Source organism: Vibrio toranzoniae (genome assembly GCF_024347655.1).
Lineage (GTDB): Bacteria > Pseudomonadota > Gammaproteobacteria > Enterobacterales > Vibrionaceae > Vibrio > Vibrio toranzoniae.
Map to the genome: position 1 here is coordinate 2359414 of NZ_AP025514.1, position 15629 is coordinate 2375042.

12 protein-coding genes and 19 tRNA genes are annotated in these 15629 nt (G+C 44.0%); 26 read left to right on the forward strand and 5 right to left on the reverse strand.

Going from position 1 to position 15629, the window contains the following annotated elements; genetic code table 11:
• Positions 1-11: 11 nt before the first annotated feature.
• The 4 genes from OCU50_RS10520 to hemA all read right to left on the reverse strand — a co-directional run bounded on the left by OCU50_RS10520 (position 12) and on the right by hemA (position 3854).
• Positions 12-395, reverse strand: a complete 384-nt coding sequence (locus tag OCU50_RS10520; RefSeq protein WP_060467244.1) for a SirB2 family protein — start codon at positions 393-395, stop codon at positions 12-14.
• A gap of 183 nt (positions 396-578) precedes the next feature.
• On the reverse strand, positions 579-1472 hold the full coding sequence (prmC, locus tag OCU50_RS10525; protein WP_060467243.1) for a peptide chain release factor N(5)-glutamine methyltransferase: 894 nt from the start codon (positions 1470-1472) through the stop codon (positions 579-581).
• Positions 1473-1477: 5 nt separating this feature from the next.
• Positions 1478-2566 (reverse strand): peptide chain release factor 1, encoded by a 1089-nt coding sequence (gene prfA / locus OCU50_RS10530; RefSeq protein ID WP_017056804.1) that lies wholly within the window; start codon positions 2564-2566, stop codon positions 1478-1480.
• 28 nt (positions 2567-2594) lie between these two features.
• Complete coding sequence (gene hemA / locus OCU50_RS10535) at positions 2595-3854, reverse strand: glutamyl-tRNA reductase (RefSeq protein ID WP_060467242.1); 1260 nt, start codon at positions 3852-3854, stop codon at positions 2595-2597.
• A gap of 160 nt (positions 3855-4014) precedes the next feature.
• Between hemA and lolB the strand changes: the two genes are divergently transcribed.
• The 25 genes from lolB (at position 4015) to OCU50_RS10660 (ending at position 12544) form a co-directional block, all read left to right on the forward strand.
• The gene (gene lolB, locus OCU50_RS10540) at positions 4015-4662 is read left to right on the forward strand and encodes a lipoprotein insertase outer membrane protein LolB (RefSeq protein ID WP_060467241.1); all 648 of its coding nucleotides are present in this window, start codon (positions 4015-4017) and stop codon (positions 4660-4662) included.
• A complete protein-coding gene (ispE, locus tag OCU50_RS10545; protein ID WP_060467240.1) occupies positions 4659-5534 on the forward strand; it encodes a 4-(cytidine 5'-diphospho)-2-C-methyl-D-erythritol kinase in 876 nt (291 codons plus the stop codon). Before lolB ends, ispE begins: the two co-directional genes overlap by 4 nt.
• Positions 5535-5561: 27 nt before the next feature.
• Complete coding sequence (locus tag OCU50_RS10550) at positions 5562-6506, forward strand: ribose-phosphate pyrophosphokinase (protein WP_012603389.1); 945 nt, start codon at positions 5562-5564, stop codon at positions 6504-6506.
• 223 nt (positions 6507-6729) lie between these two features.
• Positions 6730-7320: an aminoacyl-tRNA hydrolase gene (gene pth / locus OCU50_RS10555; RefSeq protein ID WP_004739815.1), complete on the forward strand. Its 591-nt coding sequence runs from the start codon at positions 6730-6732 to the stop codon at positions 7318-7320.
• A gap of 10 nt (positions 7321-7330) precedes the next feature.
• Positions 7331-8422 (forward strand): redox-regulated ATPase YchF, encoded by a 1092-nt coding sequence (gene ychF, locus OCU50_RS10560; protein WP_017056799.1) that lies wholly within the window; start codon positions 7331-7333, stop codon positions 8420-8422.
• Positions 8423-8701: 279 nt separating this feature from the next.
• Positions 8702-8778, forward strand: a tRNA-Met gene (locus OCU50_RS10565).
• A 68-nt stretch (positions 8779-8846) separates the two neighbouring features.
• Positions 8847-8931 (forward strand) — tRNA-Leu (locus tag OCU50_RS10570).
• 29 nt (positions 8932-8960) lie between these two features.
• Positions 8961-9035, forward strand: a tRNA-Gln gene (locus OCU50_RS10575).
• A gap of 77 nt (positions 9036-9112) precedes the next feature.
• Positions 9113-9189, forward strand: a tRNA-Met gene (locus OCU50_RS10580).
• Positions 9190-9293: 104 nt separating this feature from the next.
• A tRNA-Leu gene (locus OCU50_RS10585) sits at positions 9294-9378 on the forward strand.
• A 29-nt stretch (positions 9379-9407) separates the two neighbouring features.
• Positions 9408-9482: transfer RNA gene (locus OCU50_RS10590), tRNA-Gln, on the forward strand.
• A 68-nt stretch (positions 9483-9550) separates the two neighbouring features.
• Positions 9551-9635: transfer RNA gene (locus OCU50_RS10595), tRNA-Leu, on the forward strand.
• 30 nt (positions 9636-9665) lie between these two features.
• Positions 9666-9740 (forward strand) — tRNA-Gln (locus tag OCU50_RS10600).
• A 68-nt stretch (positions 9741-9808) separates the two neighbouring features.
• Positions 9809-9893: transfer RNA gene (locus tag OCU50_RS10605), tRNA-Leu, on the forward strand.
• Positions 9894-9923: 30 nt separating this feature from the next.
• A tRNA-Gln gene (locus OCU50_RS10610) sits at positions 9924-9998 on the forward strand.
• A gap of 108 nt (positions 9999-10106) precedes the next feature.
• Positions 10107-10191: transfer RNA gene (locus tag OCU50_RS10615), tRNA-Leu, on the forward strand.
• 30 nt (positions 10192-10221) lie between these two features.
• Positions 10222-10296 (forward strand) — tRNA-Gln (locus tag OCU50_RS10620).
• A gap of 68 nt (positions 10297-10364) precedes the next feature.
• Positions 10365-10449 (forward strand) — tRNA-Leu (locus OCU50_RS10625).
• 30 nt (positions 10450-10479) lie between these two features.
• Positions 10480-10554, forward strand: a tRNA-Gln gene (locus tag OCU50_RS10630).
• 68 nt (positions 10555-10622) lie between these two features.
• Positions 10623-10707, forward strand: a tRNA-Leu gene (locus OCU50_RS10635).
• Between the two features lie 50 nt (positions 10708-10757).
• Positions 10758-10834, forward strand: a tRNA-Met gene (locus OCU50_RS10640).
• A 105-nt stretch (positions 10835-10939) separates the two neighbouring features.
• A tRNA-Leu gene (locus OCU50_RS10645) sits at positions 10940-11024 on the forward strand.
• A gap of 51 nt (positions 11025-11075) precedes the next feature.
• A tRNA-Met gene (locus OCU50_RS10650) sits at positions 11076-11152 on the forward strand.
• 104 nt (positions 11153-11256) lie between these two features.
• Positions 11257-11341 (forward strand) — tRNA-Leu (locus OCU50_RS10655).
• A 156-nt stretch (positions 11342-11497) separates the two neighbouring features.
• Entirely contained in the window at positions 11498-12544 is a 1047-nt protein-coding gene (locus OCU50_RS10660) for a lactonase family protein (RefSeq protein ID WP_060468441.1), read from the forward strand.
• Between the two features lie 69 nt (positions 12545-12613).
• On the opposite strand, the gene OCU50_RS10665 is transcribed toward OCU50_RS10660, so the two are convergent.
• Positions 12614-13789: a 2-octaprenyl-3-methyl-6-methoxy-1,4-benzoquinol hydroxylase gene (locus OCU50_RS10665; protein ID WP_060468442.1), complete on the reverse strand. Its 1176-nt coding sequence runs from the start codon at positions 13787-13789 to the stop codon at positions 12614-12616.
• A 306-nt stretch (positions 13790-14095) separates the two neighbouring features.
• Between OCU50_RS10665 and miaB the strand changes: the two genes are divergently transcribed.
• Positions 14096-15520: a tRNA (N6-isopentenyl adenosine(37)-C2)-methylthiotransferase MiaB gene (gene miaB / locus OCU50_RS10670; protein ID WP_060468443.1), complete on the forward strand. Its 1425-nt coding sequence runs from the start codon at positions 14096-14098 to the stop codon at positions 15518-15520.
• The last annotated feature ends 109 nt before the right edge of the window (positions 15521-15629 follow it).

The window sequence follows — 15629 nt, forward strand, 5'->3', positions numbered from 1 at the left end:
TAAGGAGATAATTAACCGAAAAATGTTGGTGTCTTCGTCATTGCGATTTTGCCTGCCATTGCTAACCAGCCAAGCGCACCAAAGAAAGAGAACACTCTCAGTAGATTGTTTTTACCTAGCTTAAGCGCAAAGAAACCCAGTGCGATGTAAGCCATAACACAAGTTAGTTTTTCGGTTAACCATGGTGCTGCAGGTGTAAATGGAATAAAGCCAGTGATAAAAATCAAACCAATACCTGATAGCAGTAGCAACGAGTCATTGATATGAGGAAAACGCTGCAAGAAAGGATGCTTAAGCTTCGGAGAGTTAGCCATCATAAGAGCGAAACGAATCGAAAGCAGCAGTGCGCTTATCGCAATCGTTAGTAAGTGAAAATGTTTTAAACCTTCGTACATGGTATTCCTTTATATTTTTATATGTGCTTTCGTTAACACGAGCCACACAATACCCGTAAATGCTCTGTATTTCTGCGTTAAATGCATCACCGAGTGAAATGTATTGTCGAGTTAAAGGTATAAATTTAGCAACTTCATCATCTATTGCTCACAAGATGATTAACCGCAGCCGATGGACAGTCACTATCTATAAACAGTAACTACCGATGAACAGTAACGACCCAATGTCACTCGGTCATTACCACCGTAATCTTTCTCTGTGACAACCTCGAGATAACCGAGCGCCTGCATTATCTCACGCACCGCCAAACCTTGGTCGTAGCCGTGTTCAAATGCCAACCAGCCTTCATTTTCCAAAAAGCCACGTGCTTTTTCAGAAATGTATCGAATGTCAGCCAATCCTTTCTCTTCAGCGACTAACGCAGTCATTGGCTCAAAACGTACATCCCCTTGAGATAAATGAGGGTCATCTTTCTCAATATAAGGTGGGTTAGAGACAATTAAAGAGAACTTGGTATCGTTGCCATCAGAAGCTAGTTCACTTAAAGGCTCAAACCAACTGCCATGTAAAAACGTAGCGTTGGTGATGTTTAAGCGCTTCGCATTTTCTGTCGCAAGCTCTTGAGCTTCAGGGCGCAGATCAATACCCGTCACTGGTCTATTTGGCATTTCAGACGCTAACGCCAATGCAATTGCACCAGTACCAGTACCCAAATCTAGAATCGCACCTTGTTTGCCATAGGTTTTATCTAAAGCCACTTCAACCAAACGTTCAGTGTCTGGACGAGGGATTAAGGTAGAAGGAGAAACTTTTAACGGCAATGACCAAAACTCACGTTCACCAATAATATAAGCCACAGGCTCACCGGTTAAACGTCGTCTTAAAAGTGCATTGAATTCGGACTCTTGTTCTGAGGTAAGAAGCTTCTCAGGCCAAGTAAGCAAGTATGACCTTGGTTTGTCTAAAACGTGACAAAGCAGTACCGCGGCATCAATAGAGGGTGATGTGTTATCACCCTTTTGAAGCTGTACGATTGCTGATTTTAAAGCGCTTTCAACCGTATATGCTGACTGCATACTGATTAGTTGTGCTCAGAAAGTGCAGCAAGTTGGTCGGCTTGGTGTTCTTGAAGAACAGGATCAAGCAAGCTTTGCATATCGCCTTCAAGTACTTCGTTCAGACGGTAAATTGTCAAGTTGATGCGGTGATCAGAAACACGACCTTGTGGGTAGTTGTACGTACGAATACGATCACTACGGTCACCAGAACCTAGTAGGTTACGACGTGTGTCAGAAACAGCTGCAGCGCGGCGCTCTTCTTCAGCCTGAACGATACGAGCCGCAAGCACAGCCATCGCTTTCGCTTTGTTTTTATGCTGAGAGCGCTCGTCTTGACACTCTACGACTGTGCCCGTTGGTAAGTGAGTAATACGGATTGCTGAATCCGTGGTGTTAACGTGTTGACCACCCGCGCCAGAAGCACGGAAAGTATCAATTTTAAGATCGCCAGCTTTGATTTCTGGAAGATCAGCTTCTGGGATCTCAGGCATCACTGCGACCGTACATGCAGAAGTATGAACACGGCCTTGGGATTCAGTTTCAGGAACACGCTGCACACGGTGACCACCCGACTCGAATTTCATGGTACCGTAAACACTGTCGCCACTTATTTTGGCGATCATTTCTTTAAAGCCGCCCTGCTCTGAAACATTGCTGCTCATCACCTCGACACGCCAACCTTTTTTCTCGGCAAATTTAGAGTACATACGGAAAAGGTTACCCGCAAAGATACCCGCTTCATCACCCCCCGCACCTGCGCGGATTTCTAGGAAACAGTTACGCTCATCATTTGGATCTTTTGGAATAAGAAGAATTTGCAGCTCATCAGTCAGACGTTCAATGTTCGCTTTCGCCTCTTTGATTTCTTCTTGCGCCATTTCGCGCATTTCTGCGTCATCTTCATTTGCCATCTCTTCAGCAGCTTCTAAATCTTCTTGAGCTTGCTGGTATGACTGGAAGCAAGCCGTCACTTCTTCAAGCTGAGAATACTCTCTTGAAAGTGCACGGAATTTGTCTTGATTCCCGATTACATCTGGATCACCAAGTAGATGTTGAACTTCTTCATAGCGTTCAACAAGTGTTTCAAGCTTTACTAGAATCGAGGCTTTCATAATGTCTTATCTTATTGGGGGTCTAATATTATTGAGGGTTTTCTAGGCCCAAACTCTGTCTAATGACCGTTAATTTTGCAGGTTCTCCTTGCTCTGCTGCACTTTGGAGTGCTCGCGTTGGAGCATGGATCAATTTGTTTGTGAGCTTATTACTGAGCTCAAGTAAAACTTTTTCGGGGTCACCGCCAGCAGCAAGTGATTGCAAACTCTTACTTAATAATTCTTCTCGTATTTCGTTGGCCGATTTACGGTAATCACGAATACTGTCAACTGCTTGCAATGAACGCATCCAACTCATGAATGCAGCACTTTCTTCGCTGACAATCGCTTCAGCTTGAATCGCTTCCACTTTACGTTGCTCAATATTACCATCAACAATCGACTGCAGGTCATCCACTGAATATAGATACGCATCATTCAGTTCGCCTACCTGAGATTCAACGTCACGAGGTACAGCAATATCAACCAACAACATTGGTTGGTGTTTTCTTGTTTTCAAAGCAGTTTCGACCATTCCCTTACCTATGATAGGCAATGGGCTTGCTGTTGAGCTAATCACAATATCCGCTCTATGCAGATGGTCCGGAATCTCATTGAGGCTGATCACTTCAGCACCAAACTCTTCAGCTAGCCCTAAAGCACGTTCACGAGTTCGGTTCGCCACAATCATTTTGGTACAGCCATTCGCCGACAGGTGCTTAGCCACCAGTTCAATAGTTTCCCCCGCACCAACCAATAACACTGTTGATGCGGCAATCGATTCAAAAATTTGCTTGGCTAACGTACAGGCGGCGTAAGCAACAGAAACGGCACTACCGCCAATTTCAGTTTCCGTTCGAACTCGTTTCGCAACAGAGAAGGATTTCTGGAATAGCTTTTCCATTGAAGCATCAACAGATTGGTTCTCTCTTGAATCTGTATAAGCTTGCTTCACCTGACCTAAGATCTGCGGTTCACCTAACACCAAAGAGTCCAAGCCACAGGCCACACGCATTAAATGTTTTATTGCAGCTTGCTCTTCATGGATATACAGGCTTGGCTTTAGCTCTTCAGGGCTCACTTGATGGAACACTGATAACCAATCGATCAGCTTGTTTTTTGCCACGCCTTTAACGTCACAATACACTTCAGTTCGATTACAGGTAGAAAGTATGACACTTCCATTTACGTGTGCATTTGCGTTGAGTTGCTTAAGTGCCTCAGATAATTTATCTGGACCAAAAGCGACTTTTTCGCGCAATTCAACCGACGCAGTGTTGTGATTGATACCTACGGCAAGCAAAGACATGTATCAGAAGTTCTCGATCAGGGAATGGAAACAAGGGGCGAATTTTACTTGATGCATGGCTCTATTTAAAGAGCAAGCGGGATTTGTTTTCCTGAGTTCGTGAATTCAATGCTATAGTTGAAGCGTTTTTTAGATAAATTTGAACAAGTTGTGAGCAAATATGAGCAAGCTTCGTAAAATCACGTCTCTTCTTTTTATGACCATAATTATGGTGGGTTGCTCGTCTATGCCCGAACAGCCGACCAGCGTTGAATGGCAAACCCACCAAAACCGACTTCTACAAATAGAAAGCTACCAAGCCTCGGGCAAGCTCGCCTACATATCGCCAGAGCAGCGCCAAAGCTTAAACTTCATTTGGAAACATTCACAAAATCAAAGTCAATTAAGACTCACGACGTTCCTCGGTCAAACCGTATTGAACCTGACCATAGATCCGTCGGGGGCCAAAGTCGTGACCTATGACGACCAAGTATTTACTCACGCAAGTGCGTCTGTATTGGTTGAGCAATTGACAGGTTTGCAGATCCCGATCGATCATCTGCCCCAATGGTTCCTTGGCATTCCCGACCAAGCAGATAGCTACCAACTCAACAGCACTAACACACTTGAATCTCTATCTAAACAAGTCAGCAGTCAATTATGGACACTGAATTTTGCTAACTATCGCAATACAGAGATGCCGAGTAAGCAACTATCGGATAAAGACAACGTAAAGGTAGAGATAATTCCCCTCCCTACTCGATTGTCATTCAAGCAAGACGAGAACAAAATCAACATTGTAGTTTCGAAGTGGACACTGAAAAAATGATAACAACGCCAACGCACTGGCCTTCGCCAGCTAAGCTGAATTTATTTCTTTATATCACTGGTCGACGTGACAATGGCTATCACGAACTTCAAACCTTGTTTCAATTCGTCGATTTTGGCGATGAATTAACGGTTACCGCCAATGAGAAAACGAACTCGATTACCATTACACCAGACATCCCAAACGTTGCGACCGAAGACAACCTAATTTGGAAAGCGGCTACCGCCCTTCAACAATATACATCGACCTTTTTCGGTGCCGATATCACGCTAAAGAAAGTGCTTCCTATGGGAGGGGGTATTGGTGGAGGCTCTTCAAATGCCGCAACCGTGTTGGTCGCGCTTAATTATCTATGGCAGCTAAACCTGTCTGATGATGAGCTCGCAGAGATCGGATTGAAGCTAGGTGCTGACGTTCCTGTGTTCGTTAGAGGCCACGCAGCCTTTGCAGAAGGAGTTGGAGAACAGCTTCAACTCGCTCATCCGGATGAAAAATGGTACCTCGTTGTTAAGCCTCAAGTGAGCATAGCGACTGTAGACATATTCACACATTCAGAATTAACTCGAAATACCCCAAAGCGAGCACTATCAACGCTTCTAGAGCAAGAATACGTAAACGATTGCGAAAAAATTGTGCGAATGCTGTACCCAGAGGTTGATAAGCAACTTTCATGGCTGCTACAATACTCGCCGTCGAGACTGACTGGTACTGGCTCGTGTGTTTTTGCTGAATTTAACAGCAAAAAAGAAGCCGAGTTGGTACTAGAAAAACTGCCTGACATAGTTTCCGCTTTCGTGGCGAAAGGACGAAACATTTCGCCTTTAAAAGAGACTTTGGCTGAGTACCAATCAGCCCACCCACAATCTATTTAAAACTGGACGCAACCCGAGGTTTCCACCGTGCCTGATATGAAGCTATTTGCTGGTAACGCAACACCTGAACTAGCCCAACGTATTGCTGATCGTCTATACATCTCTCTTGGAGATGCTACTGTAGACCGTTTTTCTGATGGCGAAGTCGCTGTACAAATCAATGAAAACGTTCGTGGTAGCGATGTATTCCTGATTCAATCAACTTGTGCACCAACCAATGACAACCTTATGGAGTTGGTGGTAATGATTGACGCAATGCGCCGTGCTTCTGCTGGCCGTATTACTGCTGTAATCCCTTACTTCGGTTATGCTCGTCAAGATCGTCGTGTACGTTCTGCTCGTGTACCTATTACTGCAAAAGTTGTTGCAGATTTCCTTTCTAACGTTGGCGTTGACCGCGTTCTTACTATTGACCTACACGCAGAGCAAATTCAAGGCTTCTTCGATGTACCAGTTGATAACATCTTCGGCACTCCAGTTCTTCTAGAAGACATGGCGAACCGAGGCCTAGAAAACCCAGTTGTGGTTTCTCCAGACCTTGGTGGTGTTGTACGTGCTCGTGCTACAGCTAAAGCGCTAGGTGATGTTGACATTGCTATCGTTGATAAGCGTCGCCCACGCGCTAACGTTTCTGAAGTAATGAACCTAATCGGTGATGTTGAGGGTCGCGACTGTGTAATCGTTGATGACATGATCGATACTGGTGGTACTTTATGTAAAGCAGCGGAAGCGCTTAAAGAACGCGGTGCTAAGCGTGTATTCGCTTACGCAACTCACGCCGTATTCTCTGGTACTGCTGCAGAAAACATCCGCAACTCAGTACTAGACCAAGTTATTGTTACTGATTCAATTAAGCTTTCTCCAGAAATGGCCGCGACAGGCAAAGTGACAGAGCTAAGCCTTTCTCGTATGCTTGCTGAAGCAATTCGCCGCATCAGCAACGAAGAATCAATCTCAGCGATGTTCAACTAATTAGAGCCTCATAGTTTTTTTTACAAAAGCTTTGTTTTAGAAACACGTTAGAGAAAGACATTAAGCACTTCATTTAATGAAGTGCTTTTTTTATGTCTGAGTGATATCGCACGACTATTTATCACAATCAGGAATAATCGTGTTGCTATCAGCTAGCTCGCACCTTTTTCATAAACTGTGATATCATACGGCGCTTTTTGAAATCCCAAGAGAGATCCATACCTTGAGCCAACAAATAAAACTTCTCGTTGGACTGGCTAATCCAGGTCCTGAATACGCCAAAACTCGCCACAATGCGGGTGCTTGGGTAGTTGAAGAATTAGCACGTGTACACAACGTGACACTAAAGAACGAACCAAAGTTCTTTGGCCTTACGGGTCGTATCATGGTTCATGGTGAAGATCTTCGTTTGCTGATCCCAACGACTTTTATGAATTTATCAGGCAAAGCAGTTGCAGCTCTGGCAAAGTTCTACCAAATTAAACCAGAAGAGATCATGGTGGCTCACGATGAATTAGATCTCCCTCCTGGCATTGGAAAGTTTAAAAAAGGTGGTGGTCACGGCGGACACAACGGTCTAAAAGACATCATCAGCAAACAGGGTAACAATAAAGAATTCTATCGTCTTAGATTAGGCATTGGCCATCCAGGACACAAAGATAAAGTTGCAGGTTATGTATTAGGCAAAGCTCCACAAAAAGAGCAAGAGTGTATCGAGGCCGTCGTTGACGAATCGGTTCGCAGCCTAGACATCTTATTAAAAGATGGCCTACCAAAAGCACAAAATCGCTTACATACGTTCAAAGCAGAATAAGGTTTATATCATGGGTTTTAAATGTGGCATCGTTGGTCTACCAAACGTTGGTAAGTCAACTCTGTTTAACGCACTGACTAAAGCAGGCATCGAAGCAGCAAACTTTCCATTTTGTACGATCGAACCAAACACAGGTATCGTTCCGGTCCCAGATCTACGCTTAGATGCATTAGCAAAGATTGTTAATCCACAGAAGATCCTTCCAACAACAATGGAATTCGTAGATATCGCAGGCTTAGTTGCTGGCGCGTCTAAAGGTGAAGGCCTTGGCAACAAATTCCTTGCAAACATCCGCGAAACAGACGCTATCGGTCACGTTGTTCGCTGCTTTGAAAACGAAAACATCGTTCACGTTTCTGGTAAAGTATCTCCTATCGAAGATATCGAAGTGATCAATCTTGAACTTGCACTGGCTGACTTAGACAGCTGTGAGCGTGCAATTCAACGTAACGCTAAGAAAGCAAAAGGCGGTGACAAGGACGCTAAATTCGAGATCACTGTACTAGAAAAACTACTACCAGTTCTTACTGAAGGTGGCATGGCACGTACAGTTGAACTAGGAAAAGAAGAAGCGGCGGCTATCGGCTACCTAAACTTCCTAACGCTTAAGCCAACTATGTACATCGCAAACGTTGCGGAAGATGGTTTCGAAAACAATCCTTACCTAGACGCGGTTCGTGAATACGCAGAAAACGAAAACAACGTAGTTGTTGCTGTTTGTGCGGCTATCGAATCTGAACTTTCTGAACTTGACGACGAAGATCGCGAAGAATTCCTTGCAGACATGGGGATCGAAGAACCAGGCCTTAACCGAGTGATCCGCTCTGGTTACGAATTACTGACTCTTCAAACTTACTTCACTGCTGGTGTTAAAGAAGTTCGCGCTTGGACTATTCCTATTGGCGCAACGGCACCACAAGCTGCTGGTAAAATCCACACTGACTTCGAAAAAGGCTTCATCAGAGCTGAAGTTGTTGGTTTTGATCACTTTATCGAATTTAATGGTGAGAGCGGTGCAAAAGATGCAGGTAAATGGCGTCTTGAAGGCAAAGAATACATCGTTAAAGATGGTGACGTTGTTCACTTCCGTTTCAACGTATAATTACTGATTTTACATCAGATAAAGGCCAGTGAACTCACTGGCCTTTTTGTTTTCCCTCTGGTGAAATAGTTCTGTATCTGAAACCTAACTTCCTATATATATCGGCTTTTTTACCTGTTTTTTGCCGACAAATACGCCTCTTTGACTAAAAAGAAACCGAACAGATGTTTATTCGTGATTTATTCAAAAAAAAAGTTGACGGGTTTCACTCAACTCCGCATAATGCGCCCCGTTCACAGCGAAGCGGTAACGTCTCAAAATGAACAAAAATTTGGAAATGGCTACTTAGCTCAGTTGGTTAGAGCACATCACTCATAATGATGGGGTCGCAGGTTCAAATCCCGCAGTAGCCACCATTTCCTAAGCGCTCTATTTGTTATTAAACATATGTCTAGTAACAGTAAAGAGTTTTTAGGAAAGCAAAGCGGACGTGGCGGAATTGGTAGACGCACCAGATTTAGGTTCTGGCGCCGAGAGGTGTGAGAGTTCAAGTCTCTCCGTCCGCACCATATTAAGATATCTTAGATGATATCATTGTTGGGCTATCGCCAAGCGGTAAGGCACTGGCTTTTGATGCCAGCATTCCCTGGTTCGAATCCAGGTAGCCCAGCCACTATTTAAAGTGAAATTATCTTTAAAAAGATAATAGCATTGAAAGCGAGATTATATTATATTACTCCGCTCTCAGATGGCTACTTAGCTCAGTTGGTTAGAGCACATCACTCATAATGATGGGGTCGCAGGTTCAAATCCCGCAGTAGCCACCATTCTTTCTTTAAGAAAGAACACACAACGTTATATTGAATCACCAATGTCGATATAACTATACTCTTCGCTAGGCTCTTTGCTTAGTTGAGGGGAAAGCTTTGCTGCGGTCGTGGCGGAATTGGTAGACGCACCAGATTTAGGTTCTGGCGCCGAGAGGTGTGAGAGTTCAAGTCTCTCCGACCGCACCATTATTTAGATATCTTAATTGATATCCTGTTGGGCTATCGCCAAGCGGTAAGGCACTGGCTTTTGATGCCAGCATTCCCTGGTTCGAATCCAGGTAGCCCAGCCATTACAACGTTACTTAGACAAACCATAAGTCTTCTTAACTATACTCTTCGCTAGAGTAAAAGCTTTGCTGCGGTCGTGGCGGAATTGGTAGACGCACCAGATTTAGGTTCTGGCGCCGAGAGGTGTGAGAGTTCAAGTCTCTCCGACCGCACCATTATTTAGATATCTTAAATGATATCATTGTTGGGCTATCGCCAAGCGGTAAGGCACTGGCTTTTGATGCCAGCATTCCCTGGTTCGAATCCAGGTAGCCCAGCCATTACAACGTTACTTAGACAAACCATAAGTCTTCTTAACTATACTCTTCGCTAGAGTAAAAGCTTTGCTGCGGTCGTGGCGGAATTGGTAGACGCACCAGATTTAGGTTCTGGCGCCGAGAGGTGTGAGAGTTCAAGTCTCTCCGACCGCACCATTATTTAGATATCTTAAATGATATCATTGTTGGGCTATCGCCAAGCGGTAAGGCACTGGCTTTTGATGCCAGCATTCCCTGGTTCGAATCCAGGTAGCCCAGCCACTATTTAAACTCTTTGTTTTTACTTCGGTAAGCATTTATTGAATTAAGTAACCAAGAGTACAACGTTATATCGAACCACCAATGTCGATATAACTATAAAGATTTGCTGCGGTCGTGGCGGAATTGGTAGACGCACCAGATTTAGGTTCTGGCGCCGAGAGGTGTGAGAGTTCAAGTCTCTCCGACCGCACCATTATTTAGATATCTTAAATGATATCATTGTTGGGCTATCGCCAAGCGGTAAGGCACTGGCTTTTGATGCCAGCATTCCCTGGTTCGAATCCAGGTAGCCCAGCCATTACAACGTTACTTAGACAAACCATAAGTCTTCTTAACTATACTCTTCGCTAGAGTAAAAGCTTTGCTGCGGTCGTGGCGGAATTGGTAGACGCACCAGATTTAGGTTCTGGCGCCGAGAGGTGTGAGAGTTCAAGTCTCTCCGACCGCACCATTATTTAGATATCTTAAATGATATCATTGTTGGGCTATCGCCAAGCGGTAAGGCACTGGCTTTTGATGCCAGCATTCCCTGGTTCGAATCCAGGTAGCCCAGCCATTACAACGTTACTTAGACAAACCATAAGTCTTCTTAACTATACTCTTCGCTAGAGTAAAAGCTTTGCTGCGGTCGTGGCGGAATTGGTAGACGCACCAGATTTAGGTTCTGGCGCCGAGAGGTGTGAGAGTTCAAGTCTCTCCGACCGCACCATTATTTCTCTTTCATTAGAGAACAAACAGTGAATCTATTAGATTTATTATGGCTACTTAGCTCAGTTGGTTAGAGCACATCACTCATAATGATGGGGTCGCAGGTTCAAATCCCGCAGTAGCCACCATTCTTTCTTTTAAGAAAGAACACACAACGTTATATTGAATCACCAATGTCGATATAACTATACTCTTCGCTAGGCTCTTTGCTTAGTTGAGAGGAAAGCTTTGCTGCGGTCGTGGCGGAATTGGTAGACGCACCAGATTTAGGTTCTGGCGCCGAGAGGTGTGAGAGTTCAAGTCTCTCCGACCGCACCATTATTTCTCTTTCATTAGAGAACAAACACTGAATCAATTAGATTTATTATTGGCTACTTAGCTCAGTTGGTTAGAGCACATCACTCATAATGATGGGGTCGCAGGTTCAAATCCCGCAGTAGCCACCATTCTTTCTTTAAGAAAGAACACACAACGTTATATTGAATCACCAATGTCGATATAACTATACTCTTCGCTAGGCTCTTTGCTTAGTTGAGGGGAAAGCTTTGCTGCGGTCGTGGCGGAATTGGTAGACGCACCAGATTTAGGTTCTGGCGCCGAGAGGTGTGAGAGTTCAAGTCTCTCCGACCGCACCATCATTTATAAAACCCAGCTTTTTAGCTGGGTTTTGTTTTATCTGGAATATGAAAATCTGCTAACCAAATCACCAAATATTTCCCTCTCACTCCTCACTTTTTCGTTCTTTTTATAAGACAATGTCAGCTCCATTTTCTAACTGAGTCTGACTGCCAATGAAAATCCTCCCTTTAACGATCGGTTGCTACACGGACACACCAAGTAAAAGCCAAGGTGTTTATCAAACTCAGTTAGACTTAGGTACAGGAAAACTATTACCTTTTAAGCTTGTCGCCGAGTGTAATAACCCCTCTTTTGTCGTAGCGACAAAACTTGGAATTTATACCGCGTCTGAAGTCGAACAACCAAAACAACCCCAGCTATTTCATATTCCTAATACATATTCAAAGACAACGACCAATTCAGGAGTTATCTCGGGCAGTCACCCCTGCCATGTCGCGATTGCTCCCAACAATAAATTTGCTATTACGTCGCAATACTCATCAGGCACATTCGATATTTTTAGTCTAAGTATCAATGGCAATATCGATAAGCGACTCAAAACAATCAAAATGGTCGGTTCTGGGCCGAACAAAGATCGACAAACTGGGCCTCATGCTCATCAGTGCCTGTTCTTACAAAACTCACCACAGTTTGTCACCATCGATCTAGGAGCTGATAAAATCAATTTCTATTGTTTTGACGAAGAGCAGGAAGAGTTTCTAGACGAACCAATGCAATCCATTAAAGCGCCAGCAGGTAATGGGCCTCGCCATTTGGTCTTCAATAAGGCTGAAGATAAGGCCTACGTGCTCTGTGAGCTCTCTGAAACAATACTCATGTTGGAAAAAGTTTTAGGTGTGTGGAGCATTGTGGAGGAAATAGATGCCCTTCCGAATATGGAGAAGGGAGAAGCCGCAGCTGCAATTAAGTTATCGCCGGATGAGCAATTCCTATATGTGTCTGGTCGATATCAATCAAGGATCAGTAGCTTCAGAATAGATTCTATGACTAAAATACCAATTTTTATTGATAGCTATAACACTGAAGGTAACTTCCCTCGCGACTTTCATATCACTGACTGTGGACAGTGGCTTATCGCCGCAAACCAGCACTCCAACAACATCACATCATTCAAGCGAGATAATAAGGACGGGTCTTTGGTTTATACAGGGTACTCTTTAGAGATCGATACACCGGTTTGTATTACACAGCAGTTATAGCATCCAACACCATACAAAAAAGGAGAGCATCTGCTCTCCTTCTCTATGTAAACAACCTTATGTAACCGTTTAAAGGCCCAACGCGTATTTCAAGACTTGAGCTTTAATCGGCCCTGAGTGTTCTGCTAGCTTTAGTGCAGCATTACGCACAAACTTGAGCGGGCCAATATCATTACTGAACGTTTTGTAGAAAAAGTCCATGCCACTTTGCATCATCAGATTGTCACCTCTTCTGATCACTTCATAGCGTCTCGCCTCAGATTGACTCAATTCACCTTTCTCTTTGGTAATATCCAATAGTACTGCCACATCTTTAAAGCCCAAGTTAACACCCTGCCCAGCCAACGGGTTAATCGTATGCGCAGAATCCCCGACTAAAATGCAGTTTTTCTTCGAGTATGATTGAGCATGACGTCGAGTCAAAGGGAATGAACCTGCATTCAAGACTTTAATATCACCTAACTCTTTAGGAAAGTGAGTAAGTACTTCATTACGTAATTTTTCTGGGCTCATCGTAGAAAGTTGCTTAATACGAGAAGGCGAGTCATACCAAACTAAAGAACCCTGCCCCACCTCTTTGCCTTCAGACATTAGCGAGCACAATGGAAGGAATGAACGAGGTCCACTCGGTAAAAACTGTTGCCAAGTAATATCTTGTTGAGGTAGTTCTGTTTCTACATTGATAAGCATGCAGTGCTGTCGATAATCCCAAGCCGTAATGCCTATTCCAGCTTGTTGACGAACGGCTGAATTCGCACCATCAGCACCAACCAACCACTTCGCTGATAACTCTGCCCCAGATTGAAGCTTGACGATATTAGTTTCGCCAAATTCAATAGAATCCAACTTTTCAGGGCACAACAGTTCTAAATTGTTATAAGCATCAAACTGAGACCATAAGCCTAACTGAATAAGTCTGTTTTCGACAATATAACCTAGACGAGGCAGATCCAGTGATGCGGCATCAAAACGAGTACGACACTCTGGGTGCTCCCACGTCTCTAAACGCTTATAAGAACACACTCGCATCGCTGCAATACTTTGCCATGCACCAAGATCTTCAAGCAAATCGACCGATGCTTGAGAAATCGCTGACACACGAATGTCCATCGCTTGCGACTCATCAAAAGCTTGTGGAGCACAACCTTCGATCACCGCAACACTCAGACCTTGCTTTGCAAAACCAATCGCTGTTGCTGCACCAACCATACCACCACCAACGACCACAACATCGTAATTGTTCATATTTCGTACTTATCAGTTTGATTCTTTGACTGTTTTTGATTGTACTTTTTCATAACTAACTTGTAACCAAAAACCTTATTTGAAAGAAGGGTTATTCCTTGCTGTATCTAGCGTTAACGATAATAGAAACCACTACCGAAGAGATTTGATCAGACTACTAGTCAGTCGGTTTTGAAACCAGTACAATACGCCGCTTGCCGCTAGCGCCCGTCATAAATGAATACCTAATGATGACCGAAGGCGCTTGAGGATGAATAATGGGCGATTTGCTCCCTTAAATTAAACTAACGATCGAGCGAACATAAAATGAGTAAGAAACTGCTAATTAAAACCTGGGGCTGTCAGATGAATGAATACGATTCATCAAAAATGGCCGACCTGCTTAACGCTGCAAACGGCTATGAGCTAACGGAAGTACCTGAGGAAGCAGACGTACTACTATTGAATACTTGTTCTATTCGTGAAAAAGCACAAGAAAAAGTATTCCACCAGCTTGGTCGTTGGAAAACGCTTAAAGATAAAAAAGAAGGTGTGGTAATCGGTGTGGGTGGCTGTGTAGCAACTCAAGAAGGTGACCACATTCGTCAACGAGCACCGTACGTAGACGTAATCTTTGGCCCACAAACTCTGCACCGTTTGCCTGAGATGATTAAGTCATCACTGTCTAACGAAAAGCCAGTAATGGACATCTCGTTCCCTGAGATCGAAAAATTCGATAACCTGCCAGAACCAAAAGCAGACGGTGCAACGGCGTTCGTTTCTATCATGGAAGGCTGTTCTAAGTACTGTACTTACTGTGTTGTACCATACACACGTGGCGAAGAAGTTAGTCGTCCAATGGATGATGTATTGTTCGAAGTTGCACAACTTGCAGAACAAGGTGTACGTGAAGTTAACCTACTTGGTCAGAACGTAAACGCATACCGGGGTCCAACACACGAAGGTGATATCTGTACATTTGCTGAGCTTCTTCGTCTTGTTGCTTCTATCGACGGTATCGACCGTATTCGTTTCACAACAAGCCACCCGCTTGAGTTTGGTGACGACATCATTGAAGTTTACAAAGATACACCAGAACTAGTGAGCTTCCTTCACCTACCAGTACAAAGTGGTAGTGACCGTATTCTGACGATGATGAAGCGTCCCCATACAGCTATCGAGTACAAGTCTATTATCCGCAAACTGCGTAAAGCTCGTCCTGATATTCAAATCAGCTCTGACTTTATTGTTGGTTTCCCTGGCGAATCTAAGCAAGACTTCCAAGATACAATGAAGCTAATTAAAGAAGTTGATTTCGATATGAGCTTCAGCTTTGTTTTCTCTCCTCGCCCAGGTACGCCAGCAGCAGATTACCCATGTGACGTTCCAGCACAAGAGAAGAAAGATCGCTTGTACGAACTGCAACAAACGGTAAACACACAAGCTATGCGCTTCTCTCGTCTGATGCTAGGCACTGAGCAGCGTATCCTTGTTGAAGGCCCATCAAGAAAGAATCTAATGGAACTGCGTGGCCGTACTGAAAATAGCCGTGTTGTGAACTTCGAAGGTTCTGCTGATCTCATCGGTCAATTCGTAGACGTGAAGATCACTGAAGTTTACACCAACTCACTACGTGGCGAATTGGTTCGAACAGAAAAAGACATGGGTCTACGCGTTGTTATGACTCCAGCAGAAATGATGGAAAAAACAAAACGCGAAGACGAGCTAGGCGTAGCAACCTTTACGCCATAAGCAATACAACTGTTTGAGCACAAAGCACAAACACAAAGCTTGAAATTACCTAACTAAGTGACCATCTTAGAAATAGGGATATCACCATCAGAAGCCCGGTCTAAATCGG

Coding starts and splice junctions, on each gene's coding strand:
- OCU50_RS10520 (WP_060467244.1), bottom strand. CDS start 395: ATGTACGAAGGTTTAAAACATTTTCACTTACTAACGATTGCGATAAGC.
- prmC (WP_060467243.1), bottom strand. CDS start 1,472: ATGCAGTCAGCATATACGGTTGAAAGCGCTTTAAAATCAGCAATCGTA.
- prfA (WP_017056804.1), bottom strand. CDS start 2,566: ATGAAAGCCTCGATTCTAGTAAAGCTTGAAACACTTGTTGAACGCTAT.
- hemA (WP_060467242.1), bottom strand. CDS start 3,854: ATGTCTTTGCTTGCCGTAGGTATCAATCACAACACTGCGTCGGTTGAA.
- lolB (WP_060467241.1), top strand. CDS start 4,015: ATGAGCAAGCTTCGTAAAATCACGTCTCTTCTTTTTATGACCATAATT.
- ispE (WP_060467240.1), top strand. CDS start 4,659: ATGATAACAACGCCAACGCACTGGCCTTCGCCAGCTAAGCTGAATTTA.
- ychF (WP_017056799.1), top strand. CDS start 7,331: ATGGGTTTTAAATGTGGCATCGTTGGTCTACCAAACGTTGGTAAGTCA.
- OCU50_RS10660 (WP_060468441.1), top strand. CDS start 11,498: ATGAAAATCCTCCCTTTAACGATCGGTTGCTACACGGACACACCAAGT.
- OCU50_RS10665 (WP_060468442.1), bottom strand. CDS start 13,789: ATGAACAATTACGATGTTGTGGTCGTTGGTGGTGGTATGGTTGGTGCA.
- miaB (WP_060468443.1), top strand. CDS start 14,096: ATGAGTAAGAAACTGCTAATTAAAACCTGGGGCTGTCAGATGAATGAA.